30 protein-coding genes and 1 pseudogene are annotated in these 25,278 nt (G+C 38.6%); 6 read left to right on the forward strand and 25 right to left on the reverse strand.

Features of this window, described 5'->3' with window-relative positions:
* Positions 1-127 precede the first annotated feature (127 nt).
* Both NST74_RS17405 and NST74_RS17410 read right to left on the reverse strand, forming a co-directional pair.
* Positions 128-868 (reverse strand): class I SAM-dependent methyltransferase, encoded by a 741-nt coding sequence (locus tag NST74_RS17405; RefSeq protein ID WP_341113534.1) that lies wholly within the window; start codon positions 866-868, stop codon positions 128-130.
* 802 nt (positions 869-1,670) lie between these two features.
* Positions 1,671-2,246 carry a dihydrofolate reductase family protein gene (locus NST74_RS17410; protein ID WP_341113535.1) on the reverse strand — a complete coding sequence of 192 codons (576 nt, stop codon included), beginning with the start codon at positions 2,244-2,246 and terminating at the stop codon, positions 1,671-1,673.
* A gap of 362 nt (positions 2,247-2,608) precedes the next feature.
* Here NST74_RS17410 and NST74_RS17415 point away from each other — a divergent pair, with 362 nt between their 5' ends.
* Complete coding sequence (locus NST74_RS17415; protein ID WP_341113536.1) at positions 2,609-3,370, forward strand: TetR/AcrR family transcriptional regulator; 762 nt, start codon at positions 2,609-2,611, stop codon at positions 3,368-3,370.
* Positions 3,371-3,377: 7 nt separating this feature from the next.
* Positions 3,378-4,124, forward strand: coding sequence for a type I methionyl aminopeptidase (gene map / locus NST74_RS17420; RefSeq protein WP_341113537.1), 747 nt, complete (start codon positions 3,378-3,380; stop codon positions 4,122-4,124).
* A 172-nt stretch (positions 4,125-4,296) separates the two neighbouring features.
* Here the strand turns inward: map and NST74_RS17425 are convergent, their stop codons facing one another.
* From NST74_RS17425 to NST74_RS17435, 3 genes are all read right to left on the reverse strand, one after another.
* Positions 4,297-4,497 carry an integrase gene (locus tag NST74_RS17425; protein ID WP_341113540.1) on the reverse strand — a complete coding sequence of 67 codons (201 nt, stop codon included), beginning with the start codon at positions 4,495-4,497 and terminating at the stop codon, positions 4,297-4,299.
* Positions 4,498-4,616: 119 nt separating this feature from the next.
* Complete coding sequence (locus NST74_RS17430) at positions 4,617-5,045, reverse strand: SRPBCC family protein (protein ID WP_341113541.1); 429 nt, start codon at positions 5,043-5,045, stop codon at positions 4,617-4,619.
* 176 nt (positions 5,046-5,221) lie between these two features.
* Positions 5,222-5,569 carry a VOC family protein gene (locus NST74_RS17435; protein WP_341113544.1) on the reverse strand — a complete coding sequence of 116 codons (348 nt, stop codon included), beginning with the start codon at positions 5,567-5,569 and terminating at the stop codon, positions 5,222-5,224.
* A gap of 348 nt (positions 5,570-5,917) precedes the next feature.
* Between NST74_RS17435 and NST74_RS17440 the strand changes: the two genes are divergently transcribed.
* Entirely contained in the window at positions 5,918-6,730 is an 813-nt protein-coding gene (locus tag NST74_RS17440; protein WP_341113547.1) for a class I SAM-dependent methyltransferase, read from the forward strand.
* 155 nt (positions 6,731-6,885) lie between these two features.
* On the opposite strand, the gene NST74_RS17445 is transcribed toward NST74_RS17440, so the two are convergent.
* The 6 genes from NST74_RS17445 to NST74_RS17470 form a co-directional block, all read right to left on the reverse strand.
* Complete coding sequence (locus NST74_RS17445) at positions 6,886-7,140, reverse strand: cold-shock protein (protein ID WP_042128665.1); 255 nt, start codon at positions 7,138-7,140, stop codon at positions 6,886-6,888.
* Positions 7,141-7,307: 167 nt separating this feature from the next.
* Entirely contained in the window at positions 7,308-7,556 is a 249-nt protein-coding gene (locus tag NST74_RS17450) for a hypothetical protein (protein ID WP_341113549.1), read from the reverse strand.
* A gap of 357 nt (positions 7,557-7,913) precedes the next feature.
* Entirely contained in the window at positions 7,914-8,828 is a 915-nt protein-coding gene (locus NST74_RS17455) for a phosphotransferase (protein ID WP_341113551.1), read from the reverse strand.
* A 234-nt stretch (positions 8,829-9,062) separates the two neighbouring features.
* On the reverse strand, positions 9,063-9,290 hold the full coding sequence (locus NST74_RS17460) for a hypothetical protein (RefSeq protein ID WP_341113552.1): 228 nt from the start codon (positions 9,288-9,290) through the stop codon (positions 9,063-9,065).
* A 563-nt stretch (positions 9,291-9,853) separates the two neighbouring features.
* The gene (locus NST74_RS17465; protein WP_341113553.1) at positions 9,854-10,147 is read right to left on the reverse strand and encodes a hypothetical protein; all 294 of its coding nucleotides are present in this window, start codon (positions 10,145-10,147) and stop codon (positions 9,854-9,856) included.
* 39 nt (positions 10,148-10,186) lie between these two features.
* A complete protein-coding gene (locus NST74_RS17470; protein WP_341113554.1) occupies positions 10,187-10,915 on the reverse strand; it encodes a hypothetical protein in 729 nt (242 codons plus the stop codon).
* 760 nt (positions 10,916-11,675) lie between these two features.
* Between NST74_RS17470 and NST74_RS17475 the strand changes: the two genes are divergently transcribed.
* Positions 11,676-12,113, forward strand: a complete 438-nt coding sequence (locus tag NST74_RS17475; RefSeq protein ID WP_341115920.1) for a protein kinase — start codon at positions 11,676-11,678, stop codon at positions 12,111-12,113.
* Between the two features lie 27 nt (positions 12,114-12,140).
* Positions 12,141-12,578, forward strand: coding sequence for a hypothetical protein (locus NST74_RS17480; RefSeq protein ID WP_341113556.1), 438 nt, complete (start codon positions 12,141-12,143; stop codon positions 12,576-12,578).
* A 229-nt stretch (positions 12,579-12,807) separates the two neighbouring features.
* Here NST74_RS17480 and NST74_RS17485 read toward each other — a convergent pair whose 3' ends face one another.
* The 14 genes and pseudogenes from NST74_RS17485 to NST74_RS17550 all read right to left on the reverse strand — a co-directional run bounded on the left by NST74_RS17485 (position 12,808) and on the right by NST74_RS17550 (position 23,602).
* The gene (locus NST74_RS17485) at positions 12,808-13,236 is read right to left on the reverse strand and encodes a hypothetical protein (protein WP_341113558.1); all 429 of its coding nucleotides are present in this window, start codon (positions 13,234-13,236) and stop codon (positions 12,808-12,810) included.
* Positions 13,237-13,288: 52 nt separating this feature from the next.
* Positions 13,289-13,924, reverse strand: coding sequence for a hypothetical protein (locus tag NST74_RS17490; protein ID WP_341113561.1), 636 nt, complete (start codon positions 13,922-13,924; stop codon positions 13,289-13,291).
* A 238-nt stretch (positions 13,925-14,162) separates the two neighbouring features.
* The gene (locus NST74_RS17495; protein ID WP_341113563.1) at positions 14,163-14,615 is read right to left on the reverse strand and encodes a hypothetical protein; all 453 of its coding nucleotides are present in this window, start codon (positions 14,613-14,615) and stop codon (positions 14,163-14,165) included.
* Positions 14,616-14,850: 235 nt separating this feature from the next.
* Positions 14,851-15,627: a Cof-type HAD-IIB family hydrolase gene (locus tag NST74_RS17500; protein WP_341113564.1), complete on the reverse strand. Its 777-nt coding sequence runs from the start codon at positions 15,625-15,627 to the stop codon at positions 14,851-14,853.
* 56 nt (positions 15,628-15,683) lie between these two features.
* Positions 15,684-15,908, reverse strand: coding sequence for a hypothetical protein (locus NST74_RS17505; RefSeq protein ID WP_341113566.1), 225 nt, complete (start codon positions 15,906-15,908; stop codon positions 15,684-15,686).
* Between the two features lie 408 nt (positions 15,909-16,316).
* Positions 16,317-17,477: a copper amine oxidase N-terminal domain-containing protein gene (locus NST74_RS17510; RefSeq protein WP_341113568.1), complete on the reverse strand. Its 1,161-nt coding sequence runs from the start codon at positions 17,475-17,477 to the stop codon at positions 16,317-16,319.
* Between the two features lie 208 nt (positions 17,478-17,685).
* A complete protein-coding gene (locus NST74_RS17515) occupies positions 17,686-18,027 on the reverse strand; it encodes a RidA family protein (RefSeq protein ID WP_341113570.1) in 342 nt (113 codons plus the stop codon).
* A gap of 303 nt (positions 18,028-18,330) precedes the next feature.
* On the reverse strand, positions 18,331-18,603 hold the full coding sequence (locus tag NST74_RS17520) for a hypothetical protein (RefSeq protein WP_341113571.1): 273 nt from the start codon (positions 18,601-18,603) through the stop codon (positions 18,331-18,333).
* Positions 18,604-18,816: 213 nt separating this feature from the next.
* A pseudogene (locus tag NST74_RS17525) lies at positions 18,817-19,680 on the reverse strand (phosphotransferase enzyme family protein); the annotation flags it as partial.
* A gap of 204 nt (positions 19,681-19,884) precedes the next feature.
* Complete coding sequence (locus tag NST74_RS17530) at positions 19,885-20,685, reverse strand: aminoglycoside 6-adenylyltransferase (RefSeq protein WP_341113572.1); 801 nt, start codon at positions 20,683-20,685, stop codon at positions 19,885-19,887.
* A gap of 357 nt (positions 20,686-21,042) precedes the next feature.
* Entirely contained in the window at positions 21,043-21,564 is a 522-nt protein-coding gene (locus tag NST74_RS17535) for a phosphotransferase-like protein (protein ID WP_341113573.1), read from the reverse strand.
* Positions 21,565-21,744: 180 nt separating this feature from the next.
* Positions 21,745-22,194, reverse strand: a complete 450-nt coding sequence (locus NST74_RS17540; RefSeq protein WP_341113575.1) for a DUF1569 domain-containing protein — start codon at positions 22,192-22,194, stop codon at positions 21,745-21,747.
* 186 nt (positions 22,195-22,380) lie between these two features.
* Entirely contained in the window at positions 22,381-22,827 is a 447-nt protein-coding gene (locus NST74_RS17545) for a GNAT family N-acetyltransferase (RefSeq protein WP_341113576.1), read from the reverse strand.
* 238 nt (positions 22,828-23,065) lie between these two features.
* The gene (locus NST74_RS17550; RefSeq protein WP_341113577.1) at positions 23,066-23,602 is read right to left on the reverse strand and encodes a hypothetical protein; all 537 of its coding nucleotides are present in this window, start codon (positions 23,600-23,602) and stop codon (positions 23,066-23,068) included.
* A 288-nt stretch (positions 23,603-23,890) separates the two neighbouring features.
* Here NST74_RS17550 and NST74_RS17555 point away from each other — a divergent pair, with 288 nt between their 5' ends.
* Positions 23,891-24,526, forward strand: a complete 636-nt coding sequence (locus tag NST74_RS17555; protein WP_341113579.1) for a DUF3238 domain-containing protein — start codon at positions 23,891-23,893, stop codon at positions 24,524-24,526.
* Positions 24,527-25,278: the final 752 nt, after the last annotated feature.

Below are 25,278 nucleotides of genomic sequence, written 5' to 3' on the forward strand. Positions count from 1 at the left end.
AGGCAGGCTATTACGCTATCTTGCCGTCTAGTTGAATAAAGGCGGACTTTATGGGGGAATCTGCTTAGGATCACCAAAAATCCCCTCGACTTGAGGGGATTTCTTATTGCAATGCATTACGTCTCTCCTAACATTTCCTACAAACGCTAATGATAGATGAAGATGACGGAGAGAACGGCGTTTTATCCCAGTCAGCATATTGATGTTCGACGCGAAAGCCGTGACGGGTTAATAAAGATTGCAGTGTAGCCTGATCTGTAAACCGACAAGCAATTCGGGAAGTCGTTCGTATATCCCCCCAATCACGCATCGTGACCCAATGCATGATATGCTGGCTAGCATCGTAACATTGTGTACCTGATACCTTGACGTTTTTCCCATCCTTATCAATAAAGGATCCCCATTCTGTCTCCTCTTGATCGGATAAATCCGTTCCCTCTGGATTACGGGTCTCGAATACAAAGATTCCATGGAGTTGTAAATGTTTGTGAACGGTAGTAAGCAAATCGTTTTGATCTTGATCACTTAAGAATGCCTGAAATGCATTTCCAGTCAAATGGATCATCGAATATCGCTTGTCCAATTCGAGGGTACGGGCATCGCCTTCCATAAAAGTAACAGTCAACCCTTCCGCCTTCAGCCGCGCATATGCGAGCATCGCCGAAGAGATATCTACACCAGTCATCTTTACGCCGGCTTTCGACAGGGGTATCGTTGTTAAGCCTGTTCCACAAGCAAGTTCTAACACTTCGCCAGGACTCGATCTTGCAAGCTCAAGATAGAACTGATATTTGTCCATTTCACCGTCAAATTCAAGATCATAATTTACCGGATCCAAATATTCTTCAAGATTGCTATGTTCAATCAACGCCACTGCCCCCATTTCATTTCAATGTTACATTGGAGAAAAAATAATTTTCAAAAACAAAACATGTGCTTATATAAACGCAGAAAGGATAATCTAAATAAAAATCCTATCGAAAATCCTCGTACTTAACAGTATTATTTTACTATTTTTTCGATTTACCATTTGGTAATTCATAGTTATAATCAATTTTTATCGAACCTTACATAACTACTCTTTAAGTTGATAATCACTACTTTATCCTGCCACGCGGAGCTCGACAACTGGCGCGTCGATTCGGACTGGTGCTATACTGTCGGGAAGATCTCGCTGACGGCCGAGAAGCTGATTGACTTCTCTATCTCGCAGACGCAGCCCGGAAATGGCATCCCCAACAAGGAAGGCATGGTGTTCACACCAAGCATACGATCACCATCACGGTTGAAAGTCCACAAATCCTGACTGAGCAATAGAAAAATTAGAGGCCGACCAACAAAATGACCGTCTTTTTTTCATATTCGGCATAGCATCTTTCTTTATTCGATACAGGTGATCGAGTAAATGATATCTCATTCCCATCTTCAAACCAAAACTGATTCGCGGACAGCGTGTTGGGTCAATAACCGGGCCAGATGCCGCAATACAGTTCTCCTCCAGGATAGCCACGGGTGTCGTTAATCGAACAATTTTGTCCTTTATTTCGACTGCGGTCCCATTCCGATAACCTGCCCATAGATGAACAAAGGCAGCCGATCCATTGGCCGGCTGCCTTTGTGTCGTTATTAAGCTATCGTTCCCGTTAGTTTAATCACCTTAAGTGACAAGTTCATCTTACCGTCTGGTAAACGAGACCAATGGCTCCAGAATCAAAGGTCTTGTTTTCGATTAGCTTAAGATTGATCTTCTCCTTAAGACCTTGGAATAGCGGCAATCCCTTACCGAGCAAGACGGGAGAAACCGTAATTTTATACTCATCAATTAAATTAAGCTGCATAAGGTAGTGTGCGAACCTAGGACTGCCGAGGATGACCATATCCTTGCCTGGCTGCTGTTTGAGGTTATTAATCTCTTCCTCGACATCTTCTTTTACGAGTCTGGAATTATTCCATTCGACATTCTCCAGCGTCGTGGAAAAAACGATTTTAGCTGTCTTTTCGATCCACTCGGCATGATTCCGTTCATGCTGCGAAGCTGATGGGTCCGAAGGCACAGATGGCCAGTAACTGTGCATCATTTGATAAGTCCCTCGTCCCCAAATGACAGTGTCGGCAGTACTCAGAATTTCTTTCGCATGTTTCTCCAAATCAGCATCGTAGGAAACCCAGCCAATGTCCATTTCACCATTCGGCCCTTCTACAAAACCGTCAAGCGATGTGTGCAGAAAAAGAACGAGTTTTCTCATTTTCAGTTCTCCTTTTTTCATGAGAGATATCTACATTTTACATTAACTACATTTTAACAGAATTCAACTTGGGTTGTCTCTTATGGATTGCTAATCCCAAAACCTGCCCGTTATTTGATCAAATAAAAAACGGCTGCCGAAACAACCGATATTCCACTAACGTTCTCCGTTAGCGTAACTAACTACTATACGCCCAATGCTTAATTTATTAGTCTAAATGCTTATAAATTCCTTACTCCATTCTTCGGAAGTTAGTTGAACAACAAAGGGAAGCAGATTTTCTATTATCAAACTCTTTCTAAAAAAGTTGCAATTTTCAGTTTGTGTTTTTTTCAGTTTATAATTCCTTACTGGTTCGAATTATGAATATATTTTACGCCAGCGCCCAGTTTACAACTTTATTATTACGGTTTGATCCTTTATTTTTCAGTACTTTTGTCTCATCGAACACCTACAAACCTTTTGCATTTCTACACCCCAAGCGTTATTATCTTTATATCGACAAATTTGCAGGTCTATACAAGGAGGTTCACGCATCGATGTGCCCCCGTACTAAAGAACAAAATGAGCTTATTCGTATGCAGCGAAGAGAACATATCCTGGACGTCGCCGCTCGCGCCTACTTTCGCACAGGTGGCAGCTTTGATATTCGCGAAGTCGCCCGCGAGGCCGAGCTTGGTTACGGCACAGTATACCATTATTACCCTAACCGGCATTTATTAATAGAAGATGTATTGGGCAGCGGCTTCGAGCAGTGCGAGCAAGTTCTTGCCGATTGGGCGAATACCAGAGGCGGCCTCCCGGATAAGGGGCAACTGTTAACGTATTGCAAGGCACTGCTCCAGCTGTGGCTGTCAGACGCCCGCGCATATCTCGTCTACAAAATGGCGGCGGAACATTATGCAGGCCTGCCTGAGAAGGATCGATACTCCGCCAAGAGACGATTCATGGAACGCCTGTATGTTCCACTACAATCGATCGCTCAGTGCGAAGACGACAGCGTCGACCATATGTTTGCCGTGCTGGTCGGCTGCTGTGGGCTGCACTACTATGCGGGTAATTCCGACCTCGACGTCGACCGAATCGCCCAACTCGCTATGCAAGCAATTACGAAGGAGACCTGATACAAACATGATCATCTTAAAAAGCAAGCATGAAATCGAGGCCATCCGAAAGGCATGCCAAGTGGTGGCCGAATGCCATCGCACGATCGCCCCGCTCATTAAACCGGGCATCACGACTAACGAGATTGAGCGCATATTCGAGGACATTATTTTGAAGCAAGGCGCCAAGCCATACACTAAGGGATACAATGGCTATCAATATGCGACCTGTGCCTCCGTTAATGATGTAATTGCGCATGGCTTCCCTAGCAATAAGCCACTTGAGGAAGGCGATATCGTGACAATCGACACGGTCGCGGAGCTTGACGGTTGGCTCGGCGATTCGGCATGGAGCTATGCTGTCGGGAAGATCTCGCCGACGGCCGAGAAGCTGATACGCGTCACGAAGGAATGCCTTGACCTCGGTATCAAGCAAGCGCAGCCCGGCAATCGACTCGGCGATGTGACGAACGCGATTCAGCGGCATGCGGAAGCGCATGGCTTCGGCGTCGTGCGCGACCTTCTCGCCCATGGCATCGGCCGGGACCTGCATGAGGAGCCGACTTATATGCATGTCGGCAAGCCCGGAAAAGGGATCCGCATCAAGGAAGGCATGGTGTTCACGATCGAGCCCATGATCACCGAAGGCACCTATAACATGACAATCGATCCAGACGGCTGGACCGCACGGACGATGGACCGCAAGCTCGCCGCCCAATACGAGCATACGATTGCCATCACAGCTGAAGGTCCACAAATCCTGACCGCGCAATAGAACAAATAGAAGCCGACCATCGAAATGGCCGACTTCTTTTTTCGCATCACGTTCCATCTATACGCCGAAACAGTTCCGCGGACAGCATGTTCGGACAATAACCGGACCAGAGACGCGATACAGTTCTCTTCCACGATAGCCACAGGTATCGTTAATCGAGCGAGTTTGTCCTTTAGTTGCTAGGCTTCAAATGATTAGAGTGCTTCGCTAAGTACTCCTTAAGCAAGGTTAAAGTTATCTTGGTTATGTCCAGGTCACCGAGTGCCTTCATCAGCATTTTGTGCTGGAGAGCGTATACTTTTAATGTTTTCGGACTAGATCCTTGGATCCGTTTATCAGTCTCATACAGTCGCCACAACTCACTTAAGATCATAACAAAACCTCCTATTAGAGCTATTAAATCTGGTTTGCTGCTTATAGAAGGTTTTAAACTATCTAATTTTAACTAGTTTCCGTTACTTGAACGAATGATAGTCCGTGTCTTTAATGGTTCTAAAACTTCCGTTTATGATACGGAAGACCCTCGCCTTCTTCGCAATACTGTTTAAGACTGTACAAAAAAATAGCCCAGTTATAATTACATGCGCGATAAAATGGGGTCACTTCCTCCCAATTCATTTGACGGAAAACGATCGAAGTCTTCTTGTTTTTTTCCTCTATATCAAAAGAAATTGTCGTACCTATCCATTCTGGATCTGAATCAACACAATGCCACAAAATCTTTTTATCGGTAACAAGCTCATCAACTCGCATCTTTGTTAAGCCTTTGCCGCCGAATCGGAACTCATTTATACAACCGATCTGGTTATTGACTATTAGTTCAGTTGTCCATATTTCTGAAAGTCCTTTTGCAGTGGTCAATGCTTCGTATACCGTTGAAGCTGGAACATTTACGGTCTGTAAGTGCTCGATATTTGCCATATTACACATTCTCCTTCTTTATAAGGATTTAATTTATGTAATTATTTGTATACGAATATTATACCATGGACGATTGGAGTGATCTCTTTTCAATTGCTCACTTTTGAAATAACCTATTAAGGAAGATTGTTTAATTATGCCGCCCGTTTACTTCAATAGAAAAGAATTACAACTCGTTATTTTTCCCAAAGCTCGACCAGGCGACCTTCAGGATCTTCAATCCAAATAAACTTTCCATATTCACTAATCTCTTTTTTCTTTGCAAGAGGTACACCAATATGGTCAAGATGCTTAATAGTCTCGTCTATATTCTGCACTTGGAAATTTAACATCACTTGTTGTTCTGTTGGAAAATAATTATCATCCACTGTAAAGAAAGAAAAGATAGTCTCATTTCCCAGTTGGGGTGTTATCACAGTCCCGTTCCAATTTTCTATGTCAATTTTTAACGCCTCACTATACCATTTTTTCACAGCCTCAAGATTCTTAGTTCTCCAAAATATTCCTCCGAAACCTTGTATCATCGTATCTACTCCTGTCTATCCTCAAATTTTTAACTATCCGGTTACATTAGATATTCGAGATTTAAATTTAAGTTCCTTTTTCAACTATCCTGCCCAAAATTTGAACAAATAAAAAACGACTGCCGATGAAGCCGCTATTCCACTATCGTTCTCCGTTAGCACATTGATTCTGCGAGATCAACTGGAATCTGTCTGGAAGATTTTAGGTGGATGTATTCATAGAAAAATGGTACATTATTTTGAGATCAATAGCACAGCGTGTTCGTATTCGATATGTGTTATTGGTATAACTTGCAAGTCGGGATATATGATTAGACTCATATTTTTATATTGGGGGATGATACCGGCATGAACAAGAATTCTATTTATAGACCAAATATTATAGGTGCTGGCGAGGTTGGTAGCGCTATCTCGGTCGAAATGGACAAGAATGTTATTCATGAAACAAACAGCTTATTTTGGGATACAAAAGGAAATGATATTTTAGGAGCAACTGCACTTCCTTTATATGGAGCATTCGTCTCAGAAGAAAAATGCCAGCTTTTTGGCGATGTTTCAGGAAAAAAGGTGTTGGAGGTAGGCTGCGGAAGCGGTCAATCATTGCAATATCTCGGAGAACGTAAAGCATCTGAACTATGGGGTATGGATATTTCAGAAAACCAAATCGAAAAAACAAGAGAATATTTATCAAATCACGGACTTTCCGCAAAATTAATCTGTTCTCCCATGGAAGAAAAATGTGGCCTACCTGAGGATTATTTTGACTTTATTTATTCGGTTTATGCTATAGGCTGGACAACCGACCTTGAGGGTACTTTTAGCAGGATTGCTTCTTACCTAAAAAAAGATGGCGTATTTATTTTCAGTTGGTCTCACCCTATACATAAATGTGTGGTTGCAGAAAATGATATGCTTGTTTTTAAAAAATGTTATTTCGATGAATCCTGGTATTCGGTAACTCTTGACGAAAGTACGCTAACATTATCTGACCGTAAACTATCAACCTATGTAAATGCCCTTTCAAAAGCGGGATTTGTTATTGAGCAAATGATTGAGGAATCTGATGATGAAATCATTCAATCGCGGGACGATAACGACGATTTTGCAAAAAAAGCAAAGATGCTTCCTGTAACTTTTGTAATCAAAGCTAGAAAACTATAATTAGTAGTTGAAGATAAATGCCCGTTAATTGAACAAAGGCAGCTGATCATGTTGAATGATTGGCTGCCTTATCATGTTTATTGAACTATCCTCTCCTGTTAGCTTAATTATGATTTCCGAAAGTCCATACATTCATCAAGTACGGCTCTATTCCTTCATTCCTCTATTATTTGCACATTCTTAGCTGTCCTACGCTGAGAATCAACTATATTCGGAAACTCGAATAGGTCGAATTCAACTTTTTGACCTTCTTTAAGAAACCGAAAGCCGTTCGGTGACCTAATAGGATCTGGTAGTATTTCGCTAAAGTGTACAAAAACATGGTTACCTTCCTGCCCGTCTAACATTATCCGTCCGTAACCTTCATCTTCTTTGTACCATTTGACAATACCACATCTTCTTTCCGCCATCTAAGAACCTCCTCTATAACTTTATTAAGTATGATTGAGCTTTTGGGCCCCAGCGGTAAAAACATTAAAAACTTCTGAAGTGACCACTTTTTTCATTAACATTCTCCATTAGCATAGTGCTTCGCGGTACAATCCAAAGTGTGCTACATCGTGTTGAATGAGTTACCTCATTTGATTTTTTTCGGAAACCCATATACGAAAAGTATCATGCCGAGGAGCGCAAGGATTGGCACAAAGATATTATCGAAGAAGCTTGTAATATGAGTTTTAGGTAGGGCATTGAACATGTTTGCTTCATGCAACGCTGCAATTTCATGGCTGCGAGCTATCAAAGAGCCCACTCGTTCGATCGCATAGATTACTCCAGCGGAAATTAGAAAGGCTGCACCTAGTTTTCTATAAAAATCATTGCCCATGAAAGATTTGTCTCCTCTTCTATTTTTTGTTGAGTACATCTCCCATCATTCTATTTTACCACATTGTTCCAATTTTTCAGGTATCAAAATATCATTATTTAACCTAATTCTGATGATGTAACGCTATAGCGCCACAAATTGTAAGTATTTTGCCGGCTAATTGAACAATAAAAACGGTTGCCAAAGCAACCGCTATTCTACTAACGTGTCTCGTTAGCGCAACGACTTACTCTGTTGAATTTCGTGTTCCTCAACATAAAGCGGCATCAGAGAAGGCGGATCGTACCTTATCGCGGCCTTTAAACGACAAAATGGTGCCGATAGCCATAGCCCCATAGCCGCAATGAAATAATGAGCCTAATCCGACAGTGCCCGCATGATGTTGGATTTCGCCTCTGCCGCAATGGCTTCATTCCCGTCATCGACCGCTTGCATTAAGATCAGTATGGGGATGTATACCGCGATCAGCCGCGCCAGCAGCTTCGTTTCCTCGTCCGCTCCTCCGTACATTTCGAAAAACACGCCACGAGCGTAAGGTGGTAAAAAGCTATAAGCAACGCTCAAATCGCAAGCCGGATGGCCTACGCTCAGATCGCCCCAATCAATGATGCCGGAAACGATCCCGTTCTCATTCACAAGCATATTTTTGAAATGAAGATCGCCATGTAGCAGTGCATTCACCGCCTCGACACGGTCCTTTTGCAGCCCGCTAATATACGCTTCGATCACACCGGACTCCTCCGGCGACAAGTGTTCAACCACCTTCGATAGAAAGCCCTTCAATTTCACTTTGCGCGATGCTATGTCCGTCAAGTTTCGATGATCTTGCTGAACTCCGCACTTCAGCGCCGCCTGCACCGGAAACTCATGCAATCTCCGCAAAAATTTCGCCAGCGTCTCTGCCGATAAAGCCCGGTGTTCTTCCGTCAAACCGATTGGGAAATCTCCTGGCACGTAGGCATAGCCAAGAAATGGTGCCGGGTATTCGTCACTTGCTTCGCCATAAAACAACGGTTTTGGATAGGGGATGGTCATATATGCCTCCAGCTTCGGCAGCAGCTTCCCTTCCATACGAATCGAGCCAACTGCAATCGTTCTTCTTGGAAACCGGAATACGTAATCGTCACCGATGAGAAAAACCGTATTGTCCCAGCCCCAGCCCAATCGCTTCACTTGCTTCGATGACAGCTGAGGGAATTGTCTGCCGATCAGCGTCCGCGCCTGCTCTTCGTTAACCTCCCACTCCGCATCCCATACATTCGTTCCTCCCATAAATTGTCTGCCTCCTCGTTCCTTACGTTATTTAGATGTTTACATTCCCTGGAAGTTACGCATAACTGCCCGTTAGTTGAACAAAGGGCTACCTCTCGGCAGCCCTCTCATTATTGAACTATAGTGTCCCGTTAGGTTAACCGCTTTTTGCTTACTATTGAGAACAACCCTAGATATTATTTAAACAAGATTGAGGTATCACGAGAATCAAAAAAGTACAAACGGATGTTGATGCTAACTAAATATTAGGACTCCAAATATAATAGTCAGTACCACAATAACTGTCAATGAGGCTACTTTTGCATAACGAATTGCCCCCTCAGATACTTCAGGTTCTTCTTTATACATCCATCGTTTCCCCCATAATAAACTATCCTCAGGACAAAAATAAGTCCATATTAATACTCCATACATAGGAATCATAAAAAAAAAAAACAAAAAAATTCCAGCTATCTTTTCCACTACATCACGCTCCCTCTGCCATACCCCAATAATGGATTGGACAATTCTTATGGCCTCCAATAAGTAGGATTTCGTCTTATTTAAATATACCATATATTGGAACCGTCCTGCCCGTTCAATGAAAAAAGCAGGATACCGTAGCTCTTGCTCATCAATTTGTATTATTGAACTATCGTGTCTCGTTAGTTCAATGATTCGTGCTTCTACTTATGATAGGGCTCACCGCAATGTATCTAAACACAAAGTAAAGTTTGACCATAAGATTTACATTAGCATATAAGGGTAAAACCACTCCGATTCATGGAGTGGTTTCTTTGATACTTTTTCCTTACTAGTAACTCTTCATCCTAAGAAAATTCCTAGACTGACAATTGGGACAAGAAATACACCGTTCAATTTCAATTGGATTCAAAGCATTAGGCACGTCAGTAATTTCAAGATGTTCGTGTTCGCACTCTGGACACTTAACGCATTCATTGGAGTCTGCCCCTAAAATCTTTCCTACCTCGACCCACTTCAATACCTTATCTTTATTCACTATGAACACCTCGAAATTGCCCTCTTCAAATAATTGTTACAACTGCAATATCCTTTCCTGCCCAGAGATTAAAGCTATAGCCTATTACGAGCAATTGCCAAGGTGCTTCGTCAACTATAAAAGCAACATCAGCATATGTATCCCACGTATCATCAATATGTCTTGTTATCCTAACTAACACAGTCCATGTATCACCATAAAATGTCTTATCCTTGATTTCACCATAGTTTACAACAATGTCACGCATCCATTCGTTTACTGGAAACTTGCTCGGGTCTTTATTCCATTTAATGAGTGCTTTAATAAACCTACTCTCCACAATTCTCCCCCTATTGTACAGATTATGCGATCACATATTTTATTTATACGACTTTATCGCCCATTCTTCTTTTTTATACACAAGCCAATATTCTGAATTAGCCTTCGCCTTGTGTCTTTCCATGTTGTTATAAACATCATCAAAGTCCATAATTCTTCCAATTATATTGAAAGGAATTTCTATGCTGTTTCGAGATTTAATAATCCTATAAAAATTAATTAATATTCCATCTTTAGCGAATAACGTTAATTGTTCTCCCATGTCTTGACTTAATGGTGACACATTCTTTCGATAAGACTTCAATCTATCTGAAACCAAACGTCCTAATACATCAATGTATTGATTTTTGTCTTTATAGAAAATTTTATTGAACCAACCGTCATCATGTGCCAAATATGCAAACTTATTATTGAGTTTTTCAAAAAAAGGGCTATTAAGTGGTTGTTTATAATGACCTAAATACAATAACTCCGCTTTCTCATGAGGTGTGAGATCATCAAGGGTAATAATTTCATCAAAATCCACCCAACAAAAATCGCCATAAGAATAGACATTTTCTCTGTATAGGTCATTTAGATTTTCTCTTCTTACAAATTCTAACCTTAGTCCATAATGAAAGTCCTCACCTGTGTATCCAGATGCAAGGAGCAAGATGTTGTTTGGTTCAATGGTAAGACAATTTATAAAGTCAATAAATTCAATTCCCATTGATGTTACTGACTGTTCATTTTCGTTATAGATCATGTAAATAACATCTTTTGTTTTCATATGTAAACCTCCCTAAATTTATTAATTGCTCCTCATTTATTGGTCGTGTTTATCATCCTTGTTAGGATTCCTAACAAATTGTTATCTACAACGTTCTTCTTTTCACTATACCATATCTTGGAATAACTATTCTGTCGTATCGCTTCTAACTTTACTCATGGTCGCTGGCTGGAAGTGCTAACCCCTTTTCTGAGAAGGACAATTAACGAAGTGATGTAAACCACCCCCACCCTCAGAACCTCATCAGACGCACTACAATCCACCCTATCGGCTTGAAGGCTTATACCTAGCCTTTGGTTTAAGGTCAAAGAACAAAAGTATGTACGCTCCCATTCCTCACCCCCACATTGTCAATAACTATACTTTTTGACAAAGAAGTAATAGTAGGAGAAGGCTGTGTGGGATTCTGAACGGGCATTCAAAGGGGTGTGTTATATCGCGCCTTAGCCCCGTGTGATTCAAACATGCCTTAGAAGGCTGTTTAGGAGTTCTGAGGCTGTTATGTATTTAGAGGTGGGGGTGGTTTACATCAAAATGATTTTGTTTGAACGGTGGAAGGAGTATAGCACTTCCAGTCAGCGACCCATGAGTAAAATTTAGCGATACGATAAAGACGGTTGTTACAATTTATGGTATTGTTGCTTTGGTGAAAGAATGATTTTTTAGGAGTAGGTGGGTGATTATGCTAAGTTCCCTAACATCTCTAACTTATATTTATATGCTTGGGCTTGGTTGTGGCATTTGGAGCAAATAAGAAGTCATTGAGTGGTGTGACAAAGTAATTGAGGTAACGGACAATCCGCCATATGAGATTATTGAAGTTTCTTTAATGTCTAATGCAAGAATTGATGATATTGAAGGGAAGTTATTTTACTTTTGCAAGATAGCAAATGATAACCATTCAGCTAAGATATTGCTTGGCGTATTATTTGAAAAAATAAAACAAGAACAAATAGAGATTGAACAAGCGATTAGATGCAGTACCAGATTATTGGTTCAAACTGGACTGTATTTTGAAAAAGAATATTACAACCTATATGGCATTGACGACAGTTTTGATTTGGCTAAAGACAGGATTTTGGGTGATCTAACAGGCGTTGCAGATTCATATGTAAACGAAATCAGCGTATACAGTATTTTTTTTGACGAGTTCCAACGAATGTATTTGGCAGAAATGAAAAATGAATGGGACAGCTAAATATTACAAATATAAAGAGGTGATATTTTGGAAGCTGATTACAAAAAAAATGATGATTTGCAACTATATGATTCAGTAGTTGAAAAATTAGCAATTGACCATAAGTCAAAGACAGTTCAATTTAATATATTAAAGGTTGTTGGGCGTATTGACAGAAATGAAGGACGTAATTTTACCTACAAGGTAAAGGAAGGTTTGTTAAAATTTCATGGAGTGGTTTACGCTAACATTCCTTATGTGATGGAATGGAATGAATGGAGTGAGTTTTATCGTTCTGCAGTAGTTCCATCTTCAAAATTGTTGGAATCATTTAAGCAAAGGGTAAATGATAACGAACTGAAACACATTTATATAGGTATTGATAATGGTAATGAGTACAATGAGTTAGACATTATTTGCAAAGATTATTCAATAGAATTGAAGCCTAAAGAATACATTCTGCATGACGATTTTGATTGGTTATAACGAAGGAAGATAAGTTCTATCCAAAGAAACCACTCCATTGTCAGGAGTGGTTTTGCTTTATATGATAATGTATATTTTATGGTCAAATTGCACTTTGTGCTTAGATACATTACGGTGAACCGTTTCATAAATTCAAAGTATATTGGTTACGTTAAACTGCCCGTTAGTTGAACAAAGGGCTACCTCTCAGCAGCCCTCTCATTTTATTGAACTATAGTTTCCCGTTAGGTTAATGCACCTTTAGAAGAAGTATTGCTTCATGCTTATAATTCTCGAGATCATTTTCTTCATTCAACCAGGCAACTTCCTCCGGTCTTAGCTGATAAAAACGAGCAACAGCTTCTTTACCATCAGGTTCACAAGTAACTACAATATTAAATTCTTCCCCTGCAAAGTTACGACGGAGTGTCTTTTCCCATACGTCAATTAATTCTAATGCTATAGAGAGGTTCTCCAAGTGCAAGTGGTTTATCGATGTCTCGCACTCTGTACGGTCTGAGTAAGTTGTTTTATCGAAACTACTCGGTAAATCTCTTGCAAAACAACTAATTAAAATACAGCCATCCCATTCAACAAAATGGGCGTATTCATCGTTATTACTAGCCCCTGAAGGTTTGGTTTTAAGCAATAGTGTAGACATCGCTTCATTAGTTATCATGGTAATCTCCAAGGTAATTGAATGAATAAGTGTATTGAACAAACGTTCCTCGTTAGTTCAATCGTTGGATATGCCAAGGTTCTGTCCCCCATACGGTTTTTTTGGCAACATACATTACCTTTTCATTCTTATAAATAAAAATATCTTCTGGAAAATCCTTATATAAATCAAACAGGTGCACAGGTAAAATAGCAGCATCAAATGCCCAAAGTCCCTCTTTATTGCCTGACACTATTGCCTCCCAAGGAACTCCATCCATAACTTCATTTGTGAAAAATACTCCAGTTTGTTTAAACTCCTCAGAGAACTTTGTCATAATCCTCCAAATTAAGGATTGATGCTGGCTTCGTAATAGTCCTGTTCTGTAATCGAGTTCTATCTCTTCCGTCCAAAGCAAGATACTAATTTCCAGATATGATTCTTTTAATTCCTCAATAACTTCAGGTGTTAAACCTACTACATATGGCCGTAAATGGAGCTGGAATCCGTTATTATCATACAATTGAGGCTCAGCACCGCCACCAACGTACATGAAACCATTTTCCGAGACTTTCCATTCCAGCTCATCATTGAAGTATTTAGAATCAAGTTCTAACGAGTTTATTACTTCTGAAAAGAGCCTGATAACATCTTGGAAATTGAGATGATCACACTTTATATAAGTTTGGATATGAGAATATTCGGGCATGAGAACACACCTTTTGGGCTCAATTTTTAATCCTATTATACTCTATTTCGTTTGGCTTGCCTTCGCGCTAATCTGCCCGTTAATTGAACAAATAAAAAACGGCTGCCGAAGCAATCGCTATTCCACTATAGTGTCTCGTAAGTTTAATTCCTACCTCTTCGGGCGAACTGAGGAGTCGTCTGGCTTCGAAGCGTGAATGAAGTTCGTAACTTTTCAAATAGCATTCAAATATAGTCTTTCATTTCATATTAATACCACAATTTTTTAAATGATTTATTATGTCTTCATATGAATGATCGTCCCAAATAATAAGATAATATTTTTCCCTGTTTAATTTCTGTAATGCACCGAGTCGATGATTACCGTCATGTAATCCAAAAACTCCCATTCCATTTTCTGCAATCAACGGAGGCATGTCCCATCCAGATTCTAATCTACTGCAAATTTGATCAATGTTATAGTTCCACCATTTAATTTCCTCTACATATTCCAAATGTTCTTCTGGTCCAACTACTCTTTCCAGATATTTTATGTCAATTTCAATAGGTCCTAGCCAATATCGTTTTTTCTTTTTTAAGTCTTCTGACATGACTATATTGTCGCCTTCTCCATTTAAAAAAAATTGAACCCACGTTTCAATATCATTGGCCAGAGCATATTCATTAGCAGCGCTTAATGTAAAAGCATTCATCTGTCTTCCCCCTACCTTCAGTTCAAACTTCTAATGTGCAAATGATTATGCAATATAATCCTAATAAAGGAAGGTTGGTTTTAATTTAAACCGTTCTTTACTGCTCAATATTCATGCGGAGGCATCAGTCTACCACCACGCAATCCTGCCCGTTAATTGAACAAATAAAAAACGGCTGCCGAAGCAACCGCTATTCCACTAACGTGTCCCTTTAGTTGAATGATGGACAGTTGAATTATATTATTCCGAATTGGGTCAGAGCATAGTGTATACCATCTTCGCTTGCTTTTTTGGTGACGAAATCTGCTTTTTGCTTAAGCTTTTCATCACCGTTTCCCATAGCAATCCCCAAACCAACAAACTCTAACATATCCAAGTCGTTTCCACCATCTCCAAATGCAATTGAATTGCAAACGTCAATTTTGTAATAATCCAGCACTCTTTTAATTGCTTGCGATTTAGATACACTTTGAGTTTCAAGGACGTTCATTACATAACCATGGAAACGTACAAACTGAAGTTGCGGAAAGTGATCTATAAATTTTTCAGCTTCACTCTCATCAGCATACAAACATATACAGTAAATCTCCTCTGGAAGTGTGTTTAATTTGCTTGGATAATCAACAAGACCAAGGGTCTCTGTTAGAGCATTTCTAACACGTTTCTCTTCTACTCCGATACCGTTCATTGAAATCGAATCTGTAAAATAGGAAATACCGTGTCCATGTAACTCGGCAAAACTCGACAGTTCATGCAAAGTCTTTTGAGATATTACTGACTTATAAATAACTTCGGTTTGGTTTTTCACAAGAGCCCCATTAGATGAGATTAATGTATCAATACCTAGTGCAACTAGTTCTTCACATAAACTATGCGGTCTCCCTGTTGCAACTACGACCTTAATGCCTTCTTCATGAAGTCTCTTAATCGCCACTTTTGTACTTTTAGGGATTACTCTATCCACTTCACTGTATAACGTACCATCAACATCAAAAAACACTATTTCGTACATTCTGCACGAATCCCCTTTTTTAATTAAACACTTTATTTTACTATGCACACTATACATTACACCCTAGTGTAATTCCACGTTAATCTGCCTCCAGGAGTAGCCACTACAAGCCATTCATCGCCAGTATATCCCAGACCATCACCAACTTGCCAACACTCATATTTCAGATGATGTCCATTTACAAAAAGAGTTTTCCCCGACTCAAACTCAATATGTAAATGCGGGGCAAGCTTGCCAAGCTTAATGTTGGCTACTTTCTCTATGCGTAGTTCGAATATCATTTTATACTTATCCTCTTCCGAAAACTCACTCATTTCATCTTCGGAATTCGGAAAATCATTGTTGTTTTTAGGATATATCCTCCATTTCGACTCAATATTAAGCCAAAGTTGGTCGGGAGAATGGATTCCATAGTGTTAAAAGCATATTAAAAGCGCTGCAGGACCTAATCCGAATTTAATGCCATCTAGTTGACTCCCTATAAAAATATGAGTTAAAACTTTTTCTGCGTACTCTCTACATTCAACCTTCAACTGAATCACCTCGCATTTTATACTACACATAAATTAGGGTTTGCCAAACCAACTAAACTGCCTGATAGTTTAGCCAGTAATACCGACAGCTTGTTCGTCATGATGCTATCGTGTCCCGTTATCATAATCGTTCCTCTCTCAATGCTAAGCATTGATTTATTTAGTATCTAATTGATAGGTGAAAGCAGTCCTTATTTTTTTAGTATCTGTAAATTCGAATTGTAGTTCCGACTTGTTCTTGCCATTACCAGTAAAAATAATACCATCGTATTTGAACCCTGGCATATCGCTAGGATTAATGCCGAACTCTTTGTAGAGAAGTATCGCTTGTTTAGCTTCTATATCAATTAGCGTTAGTAGTCCTTCTTGAGAAGAGCGAGCGATTAAGTAACTCTCGCCTATTGCTTCAATAGAGTAACTAAAATCGGGTTCGCCTACTAACTTTGAGAGGTTCCAAGATTCCTTGACCGAAGCATCTGGTGCAATTAATCGAATAACGTGGCCATCGTTCATAACTGCGTTACCGTTGTAAATCTTCAGATCCTCAGGAGAAAACTGCCAGTAATGTCCTGTAGATTGCCTTAGAATAGCCCCCTTTTTCACAAATAGGTTAATTACAGTTAGGTTCATCGAAGGTTCTCCACTAGAATTTCGTATAGTCACTAAGTCCGTATCTTCTGTAATCTTCACGAAAGAAATTTGTGTATTACCAATATAACCTGGTTCAAGCTTAGCTGTGGATACCCCCAAAGAGCGGACAACTCCTGCTATGTCACGTTTATATAAAGTGCCATTCACACCATTTAAAAAATAAGCGCCATTACTTATTTTTCCTTCACCAACGAATTCAGGATAATTAATAATCGCTTTACGGCTTACTGCATTCCAATTCAATGTGCCTCCAATAGCATCATTCACGAAACGTAAAGGTATGTAGAGATATTTATCAATCAGCTGAGGACCTTCAGAATAGGTGACTACTTTGCCATTAACTGTTGCACTCCGACCCCCAACTTTCATACTTCCCTTCGTGAACATGTTCGCTATGGAAATCATTTTCGTACGTTCATCATATATAACGGTTGCACTACTGATATATAAGCCATCTAGCGGTAGCATGATAGATCCATTTAACAATGTCGGAACCCCAGAAGAAGATGTGATTTGCGTATTGTTTAGGTAGATCTGAATAACGGATGTTTTGGAGGACTGTACACTATCAGACGCGGCTGACACAATAGATGGAGTGATATAAACTAAACCAAGAATGATAAAGCTAAGCCCAATAATTCGAATGATCTTTTTTAATGTATTCAAAATGATCCCTCTTTTTGAGTATATTTTTTAACGTTTAGGCTATTACCTTCCATGTCCAATCGAGAATATACACCTAATTATTGTTAATTATATCAATATATAGAACAACACAGCTGTAACTTTCCTGTCCGTTAGCTTAACAACAGAAGGAGCAGCTGCCGCATAGGCAAACTGCTCACAGGGTATTTGGACTAACGTGTCCGTTTATTCAACCTTTGTAGGCTATTCCGTCAATCATCATAAGACAATCAGAGTCAATGAACTCTGTTGTAGATGTCATCCTAGCAGGGAACTTATCCTTTTCAAAATACTCGTAAAATACCTGTTCCATTTCAGGTAAGTCCTTAATGTATTTTAGGTATACATTCACCTTAACAAGATTATCCAGTGATACATCAAGTTGATTAAGAGTCTCTTTTAAGTGTGAGAAAGTATTGTGGATTTGTTCTGTAAAACTCTGTCCAAAACCCCGATGTAATCCGAGAAACACACAATCACCAACCGCAACAGCAGAGGAATAACTAAATGGTGTTGAAATTCGTTTTATCATATAATCGAACCTCCTATGTAATAAAATCCCAATTATATTCTAGAACTCATGTTCGCAAATGTAAATATATTTTTTCACTCTCTAATCTATCCTGCCCGTTAGTTGAAAAAAGGCAGCCAATCAATGGATTGGCTGCCTTTGTGTCGTTATTGAGCTATCGTTCTCCGTTAGCTTAATAAAAAACTGACTTAAATCCTCGAAATGCTATGGGAGAATCCAATGAATAGAAAGGCGAATATGGTGTTATACGATGTTGTACACTCCTTGAAATACGGGCAAAGCTTCTTAATATGATAACTCTTGTTAGAATAAAAATAGTAAGTGTTTGTTTTCTTTCATCTTCTTTATAAATTTAACGATTCCTCGAATAATAATTATTGATAAAATGATAATAATGATTGGAGCAATTTCTATAACAAAAACAGGAACTAATGCTGATAATGAGACGAAAATCTCGTAAATAAAAAAATAATCAACTATTCCAACAACTAAAAAAGACATTACAATCAATTGAAATTTCTGATAATAATAACTAAGCTTATAATAGGCTCTTCTTAAGTAATCAAAAGCTTTCATAACTTCACCTCAATGCATTTTTTTACAATATGATACGATTATGTTTAAAAATGGTTTCGAGTGTTTGTGTAATTTTGTATACCAATTAATCTGCGAACTCCGCAATTAATTCCATGCTCGTAATTATTCGCAAAGCGTTTGAACTATTCTGCCCGTTAGTTGAGAAACAGCAGCCCATCAACTCGGCTGCCGTTTATTCACGTTTATGCTCTATCAAGTTATAAAATTCAAAATATCATCGGGTTCAACCAGTGAAATATTGTTTTCCATATTATATCGGGCACGCTTTAAGAACTCCCTAGACCAACCATCGAGTGCTTCAATATTCTCGTTTCGATAGAGAGCTGAATAAAGGATTGCTTGTCTCAAATTTATAAATAGTGGTAAGTCTCTTAACAATCTTATATCAATCGTATTTTCCTTTTCGTAACCTTCCAAGAACGAAGTTAGATACCTTTTCACAAAAGTTGGAACATCTTCATCAGGACTAGGCACTGCAATACCATAGAATAAATTAATAGAAATATCTTGCGTGAACCATCCGTATTGACATTCATCAAAGTCAAATACAGTGATGCCTCCATTTGGTTGAACTGTATAGTTACCAAAACAAAAATCACCATGAATAAGTCCGAAATTTTCACTATCACGTGATAATTTATGGATACTCTGCATCAAGGATTCAAAATGAGCGATTACAAGGCTCTGGGAAGAAGGAATATAAGTTATGAATTCTTGAAGATAACTATTTTCGTGCCAGTCGTATCGTGTTATCTCGGCTGTACTAGGAACATATTTTTTAGCTAGTGCGTGCATTCTCCCTGCAATTTCTCCCAATTTATTAAACTCTTCATTTTGAGATATTTCATCACTCCATGAGGCACCAAGCCCTTTTTGGAATGCTACAACAAAAAAACCATCCATCTTTTCAATTAGCTCACCGTTACTTGATTTCACTGGAGTGGATACTGTAACACCGTTTTTCGCAAGATATTGTATCCATTCTAATTCACCATGTATAAGCTCCAGCGTCCTGTGAGATTCATGTATTATCCGAGAGGCTACTTGTCCGTGGGATTTTTGCGTCCAAAAACAACATTAAAGGAGCTAACAAAAAAATGCTTCGCAACTTTCTATTAAGTATGGCTCGGATATCTTCCACAAATATGGACAAAGATTGCTCAAGAGTTCCGTCTTCAAATGATTAGATAAACAATTCAATCGCTCCATTTTGAATTTCTATTTTCAGTAGCGTTCCCGCACACAATAACCCAGGAATGCTTATGGGTTGGTATCCGCTAAACTTTCGCCTTCTTTAGATTGTAATAGCATGACATGAGCATCTGCTACGGCATTACGAAACAACTTGTCTGCCAATTCGATGCGATTTACTATATCATCTACGGTTTTTACACCATATAGCTTTTCCAAGGTTAGTACCACTTCGACAGGAAAATCCCGAGACGCATGAACCAAGAAGCTGTCAGCTTGGAATGGTGTATAGATTATCCGAAGTACATCTACAAGTGGATTCACAACATACTTATGATAGTAAATCAACGACTCTAAAAAAAGCCCGCGTTTTGTATATTTGACAGCTCGGCTCCTTTGACTGTAAATACCCTGAGCACTAAACAATTGTGATTGAAGTTGTGAATGGTGAGTCGTGTGATCAACGTTTTGATACTTTACGATACCTGTCTTATCTATCAATATAACTGGTACGACAGTTTTGTCTTCGTTAATGAATAAAACAGGGACACTCTCACTTTGGATCGTCACGTCAACTAAGAGACTATCTGATGACTCCTGTAGGTGGTAAACCTTGTAGCGGTTATTTGTGGGTCGACCAGTTTCTTCATAGGCAATATCTACTTTTCCTAATCGATGCATACAGGCATCCAACCGGGTGAATGCAGCATCTATGCAGCCTTCTTTCGTATAGCACACCAAATCGATATCAGAATACTCGTCCAAAGTTTTAGTACCATCTGAACCCTCTAGCCAGATAGCTAAAATATAATCTTCAATTCCAAGGTCTGATACAATTGCGTTTAGAATGGTCTCACGGTTAATCGTCATAGCTAAACCTCCCATGTATTTTCATCTAATAATAGTTTTATCACCGGTTCACTCCTGTCATTACTGGAGGTAGGATTTTCGTTGTGATCAACAAACACTTTTCTAGATTGATTTCGCTCAATTATGGAATATGCAAACACAGGTTCATATGCTAGATTTTCCAACAGTGGCAGAACGTGTGCGTAGTTTTCTTTAGATAATTCTATCATTTCATCTCACCTTTCAAATTTCATCTTTATATAAGTTCCTTGTTAAATTAACCTGAACACAGTTGAACAAATAAAAACGGCTGCCGAAGCAACCGCTATTATACTAACCTTCCCCGTTACCGGAATGTGATACCTCGGGCATAGTAATTCAAACTTCATCTTCAAATATACTTTTTAAAATCAAATCTGCGCATTCTTCGGAAGTGTTCAAATGTGTGTTGACTGTACAATTATACTGGATATCTTTTGCCATGATTTTGTGTTGCCAATCAGATTGGTCTTCGGTTCTATTTTCTCGCGCAATATTTCTCTGACGGCAAATGTCTAAAGGGCAAAACACTTCAACAATGTATAATGGGTAACCAGAAAATATATTCTTCACTTTTTCATAATGCGGTTTCAACTCAGGTCTATCTACCATAATACCGTCAATAAGCACATTTTTACCATGGTCAGAAAATAATTTGGCTGTATGATACATCATGATAATTGCTTCACTTAAATACTTCCAATAATCTTCACGAAGATAACGTTCACCTATCATTTCTTCAAAAAGGTCATTGGCAACAACATAAAAAAATTCATGTGATTTTAACTGTAAAGCATCTACTATTGATGTTTTTCCAGAGCTCGTAACACCGTTCAAAAATACAATTCTACCCTTGTTCATCCTGTTAATGCCCCTTATTAATTCAATTAATCTCATTTTAATATTTAAACTGTAAGTCTGGAAATAAAAAACAACTATAATTGAACTATACTACCGTTAGTGAACTATCGAGTCCCGTTAGCACAGCGAAGTGTTGTTACTGCACTAAACTGAACAATTATTAATCATTGCGAAAAAATACTAAGCACCAAATTGTCTTAAATGATGGTCTAGATGTTTATAAATCCCTTTACCCCATTGCTCAGGAGTGAACTTTCCAAAAAAAGGATGGGGATGGGATGAACATTTCTCTGGACCGTTACTTTGGAAAGTTAAAATCTTTTGTTTCAGTTCTTCTTTTTCTGTCATAAAGTCTCTTTCATCTAAAATAAGTATGGTCGGAATAGTTGACATATTATGTGGTACCGGCTTGTCATTATAGAAAATAGAATTCACAAACCTTCCTATTAGCCTTCCTAGCCAATATCTGGGGGGAAAGGAATTTCCTAATGCGATCTCTTGAAATGCTGAGCAGTGAGCCAACATTTGAGCAACATTCATTGTTCCCCATTGTGGTTTTGAATTTGGACTCAAATTCTCGATACGATTCAGTATTTCCGCTGTATGCAATTCATTATATATATTTTTCATGAGCACGCTCCATTAAATTTAATCCTTCATAATCTAGAATCTTCTGGTTTGTCTATTATATTCATGACTGCATCCGCATAACTCGACAATATGCTGTCAAACTAATATTTACCATTTTCCATCATACACAATAAGAAAGGACCAAAGAATGGTCCTTTTGAAATATTCTATCCATCTGTCAATCGATTATATTTTAATAACTGCCATTTCCTTACCGAACCTATCGCCATTATCAATAAATCCCAAACTCGAGTATAAATTATGTGCTCCCAAATTTTCAGGATGATAACCAACAACAATTTTTTTTGAATTCGGTAATTTAACCATCTCTGAAATCATTAATTTAGTTGCAGCTTTACCTATACCCTTGCCTTGGAATTTCTTATCCACCATTATTCTATAAACCCAATAACCATCAAGTTCTTCTTGAACAGAATTGTACATAAAAAAACCAACCACTATCTCTTTAAAATAAATAGCGTATGGCTTTAAAGTAGGCTCAAACTTTGACTGAGCTATTGATATGGCATTGGGTTCCATGTATTCTTTTTGTTCTGTTGATACCTCTAATTTACAACAGTCGTACCAGTTTTCTGCATTTAATTCTACGATTTTTACATTTTCTTCAATCATAATTTTCCCCTTTCAAAATTTGGGGAAACACTAAACAACTTTGTTAATTAGTTGTTATCCCCTTGAAGTCATTAATAATATAAATTCTTTTATCTTTCATAATGAACGCCTCCTCTAACAACTATTTCCTAAAATTATATCAATGAATTTTAGACTTTTTAATTATACCATTTTCCCTATTAAATTCCTTCTTAAAATAATTTATGTATTCTTCAACTATCGTATCTCGTTAGTTCAATCAATTCCTACTTTCCTCTTCAAACTCCTTAATTAACTCTTGAGACCTTTTCATTGCTTCTTGCCTATCATTCGCTGGTGCTGTAATCATATGTCCGTTTGATGGGGACCACTGGTCATTATCATCCATAACTTTAATTGTAAATTCAGAAAATTTATCATCAGTATATACCCAACCGTAAGTGAAAATATTAGGCTCTATTCTACCTTTATCATCTATGATTCGAAAACCGGAGAAAATGGTTGTGAAATTATGCCCATCGTAATGCAATTTTAATTCTGTTCTATCTTTAGGAATTTGAGGAACCTTACTTCCTTCAAAATTAATAACGCCTGTAAAGGTTTTTTTTCCATTTATATGATTTTGCAATTTCCCATCAAGATGTACTTTTATGCGCTCGATTATGCCTTCCGTCCCTAGTTGATAATAAACACCATTTACTGTCTCTGAGTACCGCTTAGGTGTGAAGTACCAAATAGAAAAGATACTAACGAACATTGAAATCATCATAAGTAAAATAGCAATTTTCCGCTTCATTACACACCTCCTTTATCTCCCCAGTATCTTCCTTTAATAAACGTAATCCGACTAACTAAGTTGCACTATCCTGCTCTTTAGCTTAATGCCGTTCCCAATCTAGTTCTATATAAACGACTAAGAGCGTTGAGTGCTTTGCTTAAAAATTAAATTTTCTCGGTTGTATTCTAACCCTTTAAAACTCCTATTTTAGTGAAGGCAAGAATAGAAGGTTTGATTAGGGGTACTCAAATCTTCTCATTTTACCCCCTTGCCTAATAATTTATTTTAGAAAAGGAGTTTATTAATATGGCAGTTAACTTTAACATTCGATTGGTAACATTTATCCCTCATGACAAAGTAGATTCTCCAGTACAGTATGGTTTACCCGCCTACGTTGTATCATTTAAAGGAGATAATCGAGGTTTTGACAAGAATACTGCAAGCACCGAAAACTTTCGTACCGCACAGCAGATAAATGTACAATTTACGAATACTGGTGGAAGCTGGACCTCCTTTAAGAATATCGGAACAACTACTGCATATCACTTTAATAATACGACTTTAACCACAACGACTCACACTGCAAAAGCTTCTGATGCAGGTTTGAATGTCACGCGAACCGATGCAAGCTTGACAGGTAGTAGTAGCGATTACATGAAGTTTGTTTGCTCATGTAGTGTAGGCAATCCCTTCATTCCAAGTCCAGATGTCTTTAACGGTAACATTGATTATGAATTTACTCTCTACGTTTATAAAAATGGCACCATCTCAATTCAGGGAAGCCACGATGGTTTCCCAGCTTACGAAGTGTATGCTGAGGCCAATTCAGGCGGTTACCAAAATATCTATCTTTTCGATCCCCGTGATCACGGAAAAAATCAGCTCTCCTTGTTGCCGCCAATGGATGTTACTGGTGTATACAACTCTCGACAAATCTTATAATAAAAAAAGGCCCTACATCTTGTACAAAATCATTAAGTTAAGATACAGGCCCTAAAACTAAAGAAAAGCGTAGGTTATCAAAAAGATAGCCTGCGCTTTTCTTTGCACGTAACAATAAATAGAGCTTGACAAGAAGGTAGAAATGTATTCCGAAGCCCCTAAAAAATGAGGAGGCTACGCCAATGAATGAGTATGCGAATACTTTGAAAGAAACTCTAATATCACTAATGCGAGAAATGTCACCAACACCAGCACCTATGTCGAAAAGCACAATAAAGCTTTTACATGAACGAAGATGTTGCTCTTTGAGACGGTTAGGCAGTTTCTTATCTCCATGGAAGGTAACAGCATATATAATGAACTCTTGGATTCACAGGGTTACGATGTAAACACTGCAACGACTTCTGCTTTTATCCAGCAGAGAAATAAAATTCTCCCGTCTGCTGTAGAGTCCTTGTTCCACGAATTCACAGTGTCTTATATGAATATCAAGCATGACTGAGGTGATCGATTACTCGCTATTGAGGGTTCTGATCTAAATATTGCTACCGACTTTGTGGATACGGACACTTATTTTCAATGTCGCTTAAACTCAAAAAGAATAAACTTTTACATTTGATTGCAGTATATGACTTATGCAACAGAATCTATGTAGATACCCTTGTTCAGCAACGACGGTTATGCAACGAGGGAAGAACGCTGTCCATGATGATTGATTGTTCCACGCTCAAAGGGAAAATCATGGGTTCACA

This window comes from Paenibacillus sp. FSL F4-0125 (assembly GCF_038008565.1).
Classification (GTDB): Bacteria; Bacillota; Bacilli; order Paenibacillales; family Paenibacillaceae; genus Paenibacillus_AQ.